The organism is Brenneria roseae subsp. americana, assembly GCF_003115815.1.
Taxonomy (GTDB): Bacteria; Pseudomonadota; Gammaproteobacteria; order Enterobacterales; family Enterobacteriaceae; genus Brenneria; species Brenneria roseae.
Genome location: NZ_QDKJ01000002.1, coordinates 78,806 through 90,926, shown reverse-complemented (window position 1 = coordinate 90,926; position 12,121 = coordinate 78,806). Strand labels below are relative to the sequence as shown.

Below are 12,121 nucleotides of genomic sequence, written 5' to 3'. Positions count from 1 at the left end.
TTCAACATCAATCAAGCCAGATTAGAACGAATCGGCGGCAGCAACCAGGTTTGCGCCGCCTCAATGACCTCATTCATTCGTCTTTCATCCAATTCACGCACAATTCGTTGCAGATAGTCGTCTTCGCCCTCACCTGGAAATCCCATATTGCCTTGCCAGGCTAATAGCAGTTTGGCGCGAGCCTTACCCTGCGTTTCATCATCCCATTGAATACTATCACTTTCACGGTCATAACACTGCGTTAACCACGCGCTGCCCGATTTGTTGAGCAGCAGGAGTGGCTTATTCATACCCTGTTGATAGCCATCCAGCATCTGTTGCAGAAACTCAAGAGCCTGCTTCTCTGACATGGGGGCAAACCGCCATGCCGTTTTTTCACGTCCATACATCCGGCTTTCCCCCTTCCCGCCCGAGAGGCAGTAAACCAGATGCTCCAGCCACAACATCATGCCGTCTGTCATGGAGAGTTTTCCGGGACGCCAGCGCAATAAACCATCTTGCCGCACCTGGGCTAACCAGCCACGAATATGCATGTCATCAATTCGGATATCGATTTCCAGGCTATCCGCCACACCCGGCGTCATGTCCTCGCGTATGCGCGCAGCCAGTTCCGCCATTTCCTCTTGCTGAGCCTGCCAGTAGAGTTCGCCAAATGCGCCAAAGGGCAGTCCGCCCGCGGCACGGACGCGCCGGTATAACCGTTCAGGATCTTCTTCAACAATCAGCGTGTTAAGCAGTTCAGTATTTAACTGATAGCGACTCAGGTTGTCGACGGTAAATGGCTCTTCATCAAGAAGTTCATCGTTTTGCAGCATGAACCCCACGCCCAGCCGGAGCTGAAAGAAAGCCCGAACCGGATGCCGATAAAAACGTTTTAAATCGTCCAGACTGATGTCGGTATAGCGTTCCTGCGGTAGCTGACAGTCAAAGTCAGGCTGTGGTTGCCCCTGCCGGTTGGCCGCCGCCAGCCATTCCGCGGCGAAGCTCTGCGGCATCGGCGCCGCCAGAAAGTTTTTTGCATCAAACGGCATCCGGCTATGTTCGCGACACAGATGACGCATAACCCGCTCCGCACTGCTATCAATATCGAGCGCTTCGTCCCCCGACAGATAGTGACTTTGCGCGATGTATTCCATCAGTTCACTGACCAACACGGAAGGATAGCGACGGGTGTTATCCTGTATGGAACGGCCGATATAGCTGATATACAGCTTGTTCTGCGCGGATAGCATCGCCTCCAGAAACAGATAGCGATCGTCATCGCGGCGGCTGCGATCGCCACGTTTGATACTTTTCCCCATCAGATCGAATCCAAGGGGCGGCAAGGTTCGCGGGTAAACACCGTCATTCATGCCCAGCAGACAAACCACCTTGAAGGGAATTGAACGCATCGGCATCAGCGTACAGAAATTGATTGAACCAGCCAGAAAACGCTGGCTGAGCCGCTCCTGATCAAGCCGGCGAGAGAGTTCGTCGCGCAACAGCGAAACCGGCACAGACTGTGGATAACGGGATGCCGTTCCCATGCCAAGCACCTGCTGCCACTGTTTCTCGATCAGTGCCAACGCGGCTTCCGTGTCACTATCCGCGTCAAAAAAGGTTTCCAGCAGTTGGCGGCACAAGGGCAACCATTCCACTAACGTTCGGGGTTGGCGCAGGCGCTGACGCCATACGTTAAGCTGCATCAGCAATTCGGCCAGTTGCCCGGCAAGCTCTGCGACCAGACCGCTTGATTCATCGTAAGGCAACACGCCTTGCCAGTCTCCAGCCTGACTGTCCATAGCGTAGCCCAACAGCATTCTCGTCAACCCGAAACGCCAGGTGTGCTGCCCGGTTGGCGGGAGCATCAGTTCCCGGACGTTATCGTCGTCCAATCCCCAGCGAATACCCGACTCCACGACCCATAACCGCAAGCGGCGCAGCCCTTCTTCCTGAATGCCGAACCGCGCCGCCAACGCGGGGACTTCCAGCAAAGCCAGAACCTGCTCGGCAGTAAAACGGCTGTTGGGTAAATCCAGCAGGCTGATCACCGCCTGTAGTGCCGGGTGAGCATGTTGTGCGCGCCGATCGGAGATCGCGAAAGGCAAATAGCGTTCTGTCGGGGCATTACCAAATACGGCCTGAATAAACGGCGTATAGCCGTCGATATCCGCCACCATGACAATGATATCGCGCGGCGTCAGCGCCGGATCGTCGGCCATCATGGCCAAAAGCCGATCGTGCAGCACTTCAACTTCACGCTGTGGGCTGTGGCAGGCATGGATATCAACAGAACGATCGTGATGCTCCAGCGGACGCTTCTTCACGCTGGTTGCCAACGATTCCTTACTGACGGCCACCACGGCATGATCTTCCAGTTCCAGAATATCGCGTTGCAGGGTTTGCAGCAGGTTATCGGCGTCCAGATCCACAAACGCATCCACCTCCTGTACCGCATCGAGTTCAGCCAGCAGATACAATTGATCGCGGCCTAATTTCCCCCAGGACGCCAATAACGGATTATTGAGACGCTGTTCCCCTTCGGCATTAAACAATCCATCGGCCTGTTGCGGATCGCGAAATAAGGGACGGTTGCTTTCAGGCTGAGCGCCGTCCCAGCGATGTAACCGGCGATAGCTATTTTTCAGCCTGGCCAGAAATTTATAATCCTGAATGTCACTCCAGTAGTTGCGGCAGGGATTGGTAAACAGCAGATGCACATCAATATGACGGACCAGCGCATGCAGCGCCTGCAAATAGATCGGCGGCAAAGCGGAAATACCGCAGATAAACACCCGAGGCGGCAGCCCGGATGGGCAGGTTTTCGCCTGTTCCAGCGTTTGAATGAAGCGCTGGTACAAGATCGCATGGTGCCAGTCAGGCTGTTGCAGTTCCCGGGTATAATCAACCAATGCGCGCCACAAAGCCGCCTGCCAGAGCTGGTTGCCGCCAAGGCCATCAACCTGGTTACCCGCTTGCCATTGAGCGATCCACTGCGGGCGATATATCAGATATTGATCGAAGAGATCGGCAATACGTCCGGCAAGCTGGTATCGCTTGCGCTGATCGTCATCATCCTGCAGGTAGTGACGCAAAGGGGCAAAATCAGGTTGCTCCAGCTGTTCGGGCAGCAAGTGCATCAGCTTCCAGGTCATCGCCTCTTTGCTGAAAGCGCTCTCTTTCGGTATATCGGGTAAAACGTGACGGCACATTTCCCACAAAAAAACGCCGGGCAGTGGAAAATGGATATTGGCGGCAATCCCAAAATGTCCGGCCAGTTCAATCTGCAACCACTGAGCCATTCCGGGACTTTGCACCAGAATGACTTCCTGCTGAAAAGGATCCTGAAGCGGCTGACGCCTCATCAGCTCGACCATCAGCCTTTTCAAAATATCCAACTGGTTGGAATGATAAACCGTAAACATGCTGGCTCCTGTCATGCCACTGTGTGACAAATTATCCACTGACGGATTGCGCCGCCAGACAAAACCAGCGGGTGAGCTGTGCCTGATAATTTCCCGGCGTAACGATAGCTGCCGTCACTTTCCTGCATTCAGCCGTCATCATTTGCTCCGACAAACTGAACCGCCACTCTTGTCCAGACCCGGTCGCGCGATCAAGCGCCGTTTTGTCACTAATCTTGTCGTTAGAGCCCGCGTTATCATTGAATCCTATAGTGTACTTCACTCCCGCCTCATACGCTTCCAACTGCTGCACAAGCAGCCGCCATGCCTGCCGCTGCTGCCATTGATGCAGAAATGACTGTTGCAATATCTGGTGATATTGCAGTAACCCCAGCAGCGACACCGTTAATAATAATGCCGCGACCAGCGTTTCCGGCAGACTGAACCCCCTCTGCGGGTATAGATTTCCGGTCATCGCGGTTTTATTCCGGCTCAATGCAGCGCCCCGCCTGTTTATCCGGACAAAAATCCAGCCAGCCACGGGAAACGATCTGAAGCGTAATACGGTCTGATGCCAGACCAGAGAAAGCCACCCGCTGGTACAGAAAAAGCGGCCGATGCTGAGACGGCAGCAAACCTTCCCCGCGCAATAACCCCAGCCCTTCATCAGAAGCCTTTTTCAGGCATACGTTCAGCGCATCGGCTGCCAGCGTCTGACACGTCCAGTCATCCTGTAGCGGGGGCCAGTCTAAATGCATACCCCAATTCAGAGAAGATAATGCCTGATTAAACGCCCGCAGGTAATGGCGCTCATCATTTCCCATCTGTATGGCCGCATCAAGCTGACGTTGCAGGCCAGACATGAGCAGCAGCCCGATAACGGAAATCAACATCACCATGACCAGTGTGCTGCTGCCGTACTGTTCTTTTCTTTTCATTGGTTCCGTCCCAGAATCAACCGCGTGATCGTGCGCTGAATGGCAGGACGTTTTATCCAGAACCCTGTCAGTTGCAATTCGTACAACCGGGCTCCCGTCGTTCCCCCCAATGGCCGTACATGAAAGTACGTCAAAATCACTTCCTGCGGATCAAAGAGTTTCTCCCAACGATCGCCATAACAGTTGTGCGCTCCGCTTTGAATCTCCAGCGCCCCGGCACGCAGGCGGTAACCAAACGATTCTTCTTCCTGCTGCTCTCCTCCGTCCCAGGCTCCATTGCGATTCAGATCGTAAGAGACATTGAGGCAGCTATTGGCCATTTCTCCCGGATAGTGTCCCAAGGTTATCGACGTTCCCTGACACGCTCCGGCGCAAAAACCAGCACGGCGAATATCTTTTTCAATACCGGAAGCAGCCTGACTGAATAACTGTTCCAGACGGAAATATTGCGCACTGTTTTGGCTCTGGCTGCGCAAAATGGGATACCACTGTGCCGCGGATAGCATAATCAGGCTACTCAGGCTTAGCGCCAACAGAATTTCGGGCAACGTGAAACCCATATGCACAGGTCTCAACATAGCGGGATCGCCAGAACCGGCTGTTCTTCACTGCACAGACGCATACGTCCGCGAACGGATATGATCAGGCGTAACTTTCCCGCCGGATTCATCAGCGTCATGTGACCGGCCTGCGCAGTACTGCGCAAACCATAAAAAGCAAAACTATTGCTGGTCGCCCTCGATACCGAAATCTCTTTGGTAGTGCGGACATATTGCAGAAGGTTCGCTTCACGGCAGGCCGTATTTTCCTCCTGCGGTTCAGCATCACTGACCATACACCAGCGTTCTCCCTGCTGTATCAGCCGTAGCGTGCGGGTTTTATTATGCCAATAGGCATTGGCCTGAACCCGGTTAAAAAAATCCAGTAGTTGCTGTGCGCTCTGCTCCAGACGCAGCGCCTGTTGATAGCCGATCCAGGCGTGCATACTGCCGCCAGCCAACAGCGCGACAATGGTTAAGACGACTAATATCTCAAGCAAGGTAAACCCCCGCTGTTGCCGATTTCGTATATTCATGACGACAGACTAGGTACTTTTGCCATTAAATACAGCGCATTAGCATCTTTATGCATACCGATACGCAATGATTTATTGCAACGATGCAACAGCAGGAAAAACTTGCGAAGCATCAGGAAATACAGGGAAGCATTGCATGGGCATCCATACCTCTAAATATTCTTTTATCGGAAATATGAATATGTTAGCGGGAAAGAATAGTCAGAAAATGTGTCTTTCATCAGGTTATTAAATAGATCGTATATACCATTCATACTTGCAATCGCGCTTTCCCACAAAGGAAAATCTATCTTAAGTAAATGATAGAATAAAAGCGCCTGACGCTACAGGGTAATGAAACCTTGAAGCACCACTTATCACAAAAGTCCATTTCATTCAGACATAGCGATCCTCAACGTTCAATCTATTCACAGCCATAAATAACACACTTCCCAAAGTCGAAATATAATGCGTATAGCTTTATTTTAATTGCATAGCTAGTCATTGTTTAATTCCACATAAAAAACACAACTATTAACAGTTTATTTACTTTCATGGTAAAAAAATGAGCATTTATCAGGAAAATAAAGGCCAGGGCGTGATGCCAATGGCAAAAACTGTTGCATATCACCTCTGGCTTTCAGCACCCATAAGAAAAAAATATGCATTATTTATGCAATTAAAAGTGAATACAAAATGAATAATTATTTAAAAATGAAGAGTTTTTTTGAAGTGAATCACAAAAACTTATATTTTATGCAATATACTGACACCGAGTCATAAGACTCAATGAATAGTTATAAGGAGGAAAAAGTGGAGAACAACAACAGAAAATCTGCCCACATCAGGCGCACGACGCACATCATGCAATTGTCCCACCGCAGCTGTTTTGACTTTCATCTTTTCAACGCCAGATAAACCTACCTCAAAAACTGAGTATCCCTTTTCAGGATGGTCATGTTTTCTTTAATACATGTGTAAAAATCTGCCTGACGATAACTTCGTCTAGGGTAGCTCATATTTTATCACATTAATCAGACCATTTATTATTCGAAATATTTTATTTTTCGAAGAGAGATACTCGTATTTTCGCCAGAAAATCCGTAAAGGTTATTTATTTCCTTTACCGCCCATTCCTGCGCGAAAAAAACAGGCAACACCTTTATATGCAAATTTATTCCATGCATAGGCATGACTGTATTTAAAAAAAGAGGATATTATGGCTAAGCTTAATTTAAAAGTAGCCGTTAGTTCAGATGTTATCCATAGTTTCAATACCGAGCGTGAAACAGTTGATATTAAAAACACATCATTTATTGATGTCTGTGCCGCAGTACTTTCTTTACAGGATGCGGCATCAGGGATGCTGGATAAGATAGAGCAGACCGCATTCGATTTACCTGTTTTTATCGCTGTAATCCAGGGTGAAAACATACCGGCAAGCTATCTGCTGCGCGTCAGCGGCGTTTTCGAATTGAATGACGGCAATGCGGATTACTACGGTAGGCAGCTAACATCGGTGGCAGATAAATATGAAAGCGAGTTGCTCCCCCCCTTCTTTGGACGACTGGTCGATTACGTAGAACAGGGGTATACCGCATTTGACTGTCCGGGACATCAGGGCGGGCAATTCTTCCGCCGCCACCCTACTGGCCAGCAGTTCTTTGATTACTTTGGCGAAACGCTTTTCCGTTCCGACCTGTGTAACGCGGATGTGGCAATGGGCGATCTCCTCATTCATGAAGGTGCGCCTTGTCTGGCGCAACAGCACGCAGCCAAGGTTTTCAACGCCGATAAAACGTATTTCGTTCTCAATGGGACCTCCTCTTCAAATAAAGTGGTATTAAACGCGCTATTAAGTCCCGGCGATTTGGTGCTGTTCGACCGTAATAATCATAAATCCAACCACCATGGAGCTCTGATTCAGGCAGGCGCGACGCCGGTTTACCTGGAAACAGCCCGCAACCCGTTTGGTTTCATCGGGGGAATCGACGCTCATTGTTTTGAAGATAAATACCTGCGCGAGCTGATTGCAGAAGTGGCGCCAGAACGGAAATCGGAGCAACGCCCCTTCAGGCTCGCCGTGATCCAACTGGGCACCTACGACGGCACGATTTATAACGCCCGCCAGGTTGTCGATAAAATCGGCCACCTGTGTGACTACATCTTGTTCGACTCCGCCTGGGTAGGCTATGAGCAGTTCATTCCCATGATGAACGCCTGCTCTCCGCTATTGCTGGAACTGAACGAAAACGATCCGGGTATTCTGGTCACACAGTCCGTACATAAGCAAATGGCTGGCTTCTCTCAAACGTCCCAGATTCATAAAAAAGACAGCCATATCAAGGGACAGGCTCGATACGTCAATCATAAACGCATGAACAACGCCTTTATGATGCATGCTTCCACCAGCCCCTTCTATCCCTTATTTGCGGCACTGGATGTCAACGCCAGAATGCACGAGGGTGAAAGCGGGAAAAAAATGTGGATGGAGTGCGTCAAAAACGGGATTGAAACGCGTAAGTTGCTGTTGAAACTCTGCCATTACATCCGTCCCTTCATCCCGACCACGATCGATGGTCAGAAATGGGAAGAATACTCGACGGAAGAAATGGCCAACGATCTTCGTTTCTTCGATTTCGTGCCGAATGAACGTTGGCATTCATTTGAAAATTATGCAGAAAATCAGTACTTTGTCGATCCATGCAAACTGATGCTAACGACGCCGGGCATTGATGTCAAAACCGGGGAATATGAAGCATTTGGCGTACCTGCGACCATTCTGGCCAATTACCTGCGTGAAAACGGGATCGTGCCGGAAAAATGCGATCTCAACTCCATCTTATTCCTGATGACGCCAGCAGAGGATATGGCAAAGATGCGCCACCTGGTCGCACTGATCGCTCAATTCGAACGCCTGCTGGAAGAAGATGCGCCGCTCTCCGAAGTGCTCCCCAGCATTTATCGTCATCACGAGGAACGTTACCGCGGTTACACACTTCGCCAACTCTGCCAGGAAATGCACGATCTGTACGTTAGAAACGACGTCAAAACGTTGCAAAAAGAGATGTTCCGTAAGGCCTATCTCCCGCATTCCGTTATGAATCCGCAGCAAGCCAATATCGAATTTGTGCGCGGTAATGTCGAACTGGTCGCGCTGGCCGATATCGAAGGCCGGATCGCCGCGGAAGGCGCACTCCCTTACCCACCGGGCGTGCTATGCGTGGTACCGGGAGAAAGATGGAATGGCCCGGTGCAGCACTACTTCCTGGCACTGGAAGAAGGGATCAACCGCCTGCCGGGCTTCGCCCCTGAATTGCAAGGGGTTTATATCCAGGACGAGGACGGACGCAAGCGCGCTTACGGCTATGTGATTAAAAACGAACCTGTCAGCAAAAATGGCTGATCGGAATGATCTCAGCGGAGATCATTCGCTCCGCTGACCTGTTTGTTAAGGAACAGATGATGAGTAAATCCAGAAATAAAATGAGCGTGCTACAGCTCACTATTCTAACCGCCGTCAACATGATGGGGTCAGGGATTATCATGTTGCCAACCAAGTTAGCCGAAGTGGGAACGATTTCTATCGTGTCCTGGCTGGTTACTGCCGTCGGCTCAATGGCGCTGGCCTATGCGTTTGCCAAATGCGGGATGTTCAGCCGCAAGAGCGGTGGTATGGGCGGTTATGCCGAGTATACTTTCGGTAAGTCCGGTAATTTTATGGCGAACTATACCTATGGGGTGTCGCTGCTCATTGCCAACGTGGCGATTGCTATTTCGGCAGTGGGATACGGCACCGAATTCTTCGGAATCAGCCTGAGCCCTCTCAGCATCGGTCTGGCGACAATTGGCGTGTTATGGATATGTACCCTCCCCAACTTCGCCGGCGCACGCATTACCGGGCAGATTAGCGGCATCACCGTATGGGGGGTTATCATTCCTGTCGCCGGTCTATCCGTGATTGGCTGGTTCTGGTTCAGTCCCGAATTGTATGTGTCCTCCTGGAACCCGCATAATGTCCCGACGTTTGAAGCGGTTGGCTCGTCTATTGCGATGACTTTATGGGCATTTCTGGGAATGGAATCGGCGTGCGCCAATTCGGAAGCCGTGGATAATCCAGAAAAGAACGTACCTATCGCCGTTCTCGGGGGAACCCTGGGCGCCGCCATCATTTATATTCTCTCTACCAACGTGATCGCCGGTATAGTACCGAATATGGATCTGGCCAACTCCACCGCACCTTTCGGTCTTGCCTTCGCACAGATGTTTACGCCGACAGTCGGTAAAATCATTATGGCGCTGATGGTCATGTCCTGTTGCGGTTCACTGCTGGGATGGCAGTTTACTATTGCGCAGGTGTTCAAATCCTCTTCCGACAGCGGTTATTTCCCAAAACTGTTCTCTAAACTCAATAAGTTTGATGCGCCGGTACGGGGTATGTTGGCGATTGTTATTATCCAGTCGCTGCTGTCTCTGCTGACGATTAGCCCTTCACTGAACAAACAATTCAACGTATTGGTTAATCTGGCGGTCGTCACTAATATCATTCCTTATATTCTCTCCATGGCGGCGGTCTGTATTATCCAGAAACAGGCAAACGTGGCCTCCGGGAAGGCTCGCACGACAAACGCAATCGCATTTGCCGGGGCAATATATAGCTTCTATGCGCTGTATTCGTCCGGCGAGGAAGCAATGATGTATGGCGCGATTGTGACATTCCTGGGCTGGACGCTATATGGTCTGGTATCGCCGCGGTTTGAAATACCTCGCCACAATAGCTGAGTAAGCATATCCCGGCGAAACAATGAAAGGTGCGAAGGGATAACATCATCAGGAACAAGAATGGCCGCAAAAGCGGCCATTCTGACGGCTGACAACGCCGCTATTCGCGACGTCGAGCCCTAATCTGTCACGCCTGCGCGGGGATAACGGAGGAAGACAAATCTGTCATCAACCTCCATTGCTACGCGATAGCGATCAAATCGCCACCGGCGCTTTAATTGCCGGGTGCGGATCGTAGTCTTCGATCTCAAAATCTTCAAAACGGTAATCAAACAGCGTATCGGGACGGCGTTTAATCACCAGTTTCGGCAACGGGCGCGGCTCACGGCTCAATTGCAGGTGAGTCTGCTCCATATGGTTGTTATAGAGGTGCGTATCGCCGCCGGTCCAGACAAAATCACCCACGGCCAGATCGCACTGTTGCGCCACCATATGCACCAGCAGCGCATAACTGGCGATATTGAACGGCAGCCCCAGGAACACATCGCATGAGCGCTGATATAGCTGGCAGGATAATTTCCCATCGGCGACATAGAACTGGAAAAAGGCATGGCACGGCGCCAGCGCCATTTTGTCCAGTTCCCCGACGTTCCAGGCTGAAACAATAATGCGGCGCGAGTCAGGATCCTGTTTCAACTGCGTCAGTACCTTTTTCAACTGATCGATCTGACGTCCGTCGGCCGCTCCCCAGGCGCGCCACTGTTTCCCGTAAACCGGCCCGAGATCGCCGTTTTCATCTGCCCATTCGTCCCAAATACTGACTTTGTTCTCATGCAGATAGGCAACATTGGTATCGCCATTCAGAAACCAGAGTAGCTCATGAATAATGGATCGCAGATGACAGCGCTTGGTTGTGACCAGCGGAAAACCTTCCTGCAAATTGAAACGCATCTGATGACCGAAAATAGAGCGGGTGCCGGTGCCGGTGCGGTCCGCTTTGGGCGTTCCTTCATCAAGCACTTTCTTCATCAGATCCAGATACTGTTTCATACTACCTCACCACAAATATTAGAGAATGACGGCTGACAATTACTGCTGTACTGGTTCGCGGCGATACGCCCACACCATCATCAGGATGCCCACGATCACCATCGGCAGTGAAAGAATCTGCCCCATACTGAAGAAACCGCCGAACAGGCCCAGCTGCGCATCCGGCTGGCGGAAAAATTCGGCAATAATCCGAAACAGACCGTAGCCAATCAGGAAAAGCCCCGAAACGCTGCCCATCGGGCGGGATTTACGAATAAACAAATTCAATATGATAAACAGCAGTACCCCTTCAAGCAGCATTTGGTACAGCTGGGATGGATGTCTCGGCAGCATACCGTATTGATTGAAAATAGCCTGCCATTGGGGATTGCTGACCGCCAGTTCCAGATCTTCACTGCGTGAGCCGGGAAACAACATGGCCCATGGCGTATTGGTTGTGACACGCCCCCACAGTTCACCGTTGATAAAGTTTCCAAGACGCCCCGCGCCCAAACCGAATGGAATCAAAGGTGCAATAAAATCAGATACCTGAAAAAAATGCCGTTTGGTTTTACGGGCAAACCACAGCATAACGCAAATCACGCCCACCAGACCACCGTGGAACGACATGCCGCCATCCCAGACTTTGAACAAATAGAGCGGGTTTTCCAGAAACGATGGAAAGGCATAGAACAGGACATAGCCCAGACGTCCGCCGACAAAGACACCGAGGAAGCCCATATACAGCAGGTTTTCGACTTCATCCTTCTTCCAGCCGCTGCCCGGTTGGTTAGCCCGACGACCAGCCAGCCACATGGCGAACACAAAACCAACCAAATACATCAGTCCATACCAGTGCAGCGCCACCGGGCCAATTGAAAAAATCACTGGATCAAACTGAGGAAACGCCAGATAGCTCGTCGTCATCGTTCACCACATATTTTGTTGTATTATCCCCCGCAGACGGGGAGCATTTATAGCCAAGACAGGAATAT

General features: G+C 50.8%; 11 protein-coding genes. 4 read left to right on the top strand and 7 right to left on the bottom strand.

Going from position 1 to position 12,121, the window contains the following annotated elements:
* Nucleotides 1-11: 11 nt before the first annotated feature.
* Genes recC through B4923_RS02340 form a run of 5 tightly spaced genes read right to left on the bottom strand, consistent with a single transcriptional unit; the run spans nt 12 to nt 5,396 of the window.
* Entirely contained in the window at nt 12-3,404 is a 3,393-nt protein-coding gene (recC, locus tag B4923_RS02360; protein ID WP_109052765.1) for an exodeoxyribonuclease V subunit gamma, read from the bottom strand.
* Between the two features lie 31 nt (nt 3,405-3,435).
* Complete coding sequence (locus B4923_RS02355) at nt 3,436-3,858, bottom strand: prepilin-type N-terminal cleavage/methylation domain-containing protein (protein WP_109052764.1); 423 nt, start codon at nt 3,856-3,858, stop codon at nt 3,436-3,438.
* Nucleotides 3,859-3,865: 7 nt separating this feature from the next.
* Nucleotides 3,866-4,321 carry a YgdB family protein gene (locus tag B4923_RS02350; protein ID WP_245929479.1) on the bottom strand — a complete coding sequence of 152 codons (456 nt, stop codon included), beginning with the start codon at nt 4,319-4,321 and terminating at the stop codon, nt 3,866-3,868.
* Nucleotides 4,318-4,899: a prepilin peptidase-dependent protein gene (locus tag B4923_RS02345; protein ID WP_109052763.1), complete on the bottom strand. Its 582-nt coding sequence runs from the start codon at nt 4,897-4,899 to the stop codon at nt 4,318-4,320. The genes B4923_RS02350 and B4923_RS02345 overlap by 4 nt, the downstream gene beginning before the upstream one ends.
* The gene (locus B4923_RS02340; protein WP_109052762.1) at nt 4,893-5,396 is read right to left on the bottom strand and encodes a prepilin peptidase-dependent protein; all 504 of its coding nucleotides are present in this window, start codon (nt 5,394-5,396) and stop codon (nt 4,893-4,895) included. The genes B4923_RS02345 and B4923_RS02340 overlap by 7 nt, the downstream gene beginning before the upstream one ends.
* A gap of 544 nt (nt 5,397-5,940) precedes the next feature.
* On the opposite strand from B4923_RS02340, the gene B4923_RS21200 reads away from it, so the two are divergent.
* From B4923_RS21200 to potE, 4 genes are all read left to right on the top strand, one after another.
* The gene (locus tag B4923_RS21200) at nt 5,941-6,075 is read left to right on the top strand and encodes a hypothetical protein (protein ID WP_281261829.1); all 135 of its coding nucleotides are present in this window, start codon (nt 5,941-5,943) and stop codon (nt 6,073-6,075) included.
* Nucleotides 6,076-6,188: 113 nt separating this feature from the next.
* Nucleotides 6,189-6,293, top strand: coding sequence for a leader peptide SpeFL (speFL, locus tag B4923_RS02335; RefSeq protein ID WP_109052761.1), 105 nt, complete (start codon nt 6,189-6,191; stop codon nt 6,291-6,293).
* Between the two features lie 301 nt (nt 6,294-6,594).
* On the top strand, nt 6,595-8,781 hold the full coding sequence (gene speF, locus B4923_RS02330; protein ID WP_109052760.1) for an ornithine decarboxylase SpeF: 2,187 nt from the start codon (nt 6,595-6,597) through the stop codon (nt 8,779-8,781).
* Nucleotides 8,782-8,840: 59 nt separating this feature from the next.
* Nucleotides 8,841-10,157, top strand: coding sequence for a putrescine-ornithine antiporter (gene potE, locus B4923_RS02325; RefSeq protein ID WP_109053049.1), 1,317 nt, complete (start codon nt 8,841-8,843; stop codon nt 10,155-10,157).
* 195 nt (nt 10,158-10,352) lie between these two features.
* Here potE and thyA read toward each other — a convergent pair whose 3' ends face one another.
* Both thyA and lgt read right to left on the bottom strand, forming a co-directional pair.
* On the bottom strand, nt 10,353-11,147 hold the full coding sequence (gene thyA / locus B4923_RS02320; RefSeq protein ID WP_109052759.1) for a thymidylate synthase: 795 nt from the start codon (nt 11,145-11,147) through the stop codon (nt 10,353-10,355).
* Nucleotides 11,148-11,186: 39 nt separating this feature from the next.
* Nucleotides 11,187-12,053: a prolipoprotein diacylglyceryl transferase gene (gene lgt, locus B4923_RS02315; protein ID WP_109052758.1), complete on the bottom strand. Its 867-nt coding sequence runs from the start codon at nt 12,051-12,053 to the stop codon at nt 11,187-11,189.
* Nucleotides 12,054-12,121 lie beyond the last annotated feature (68 nt).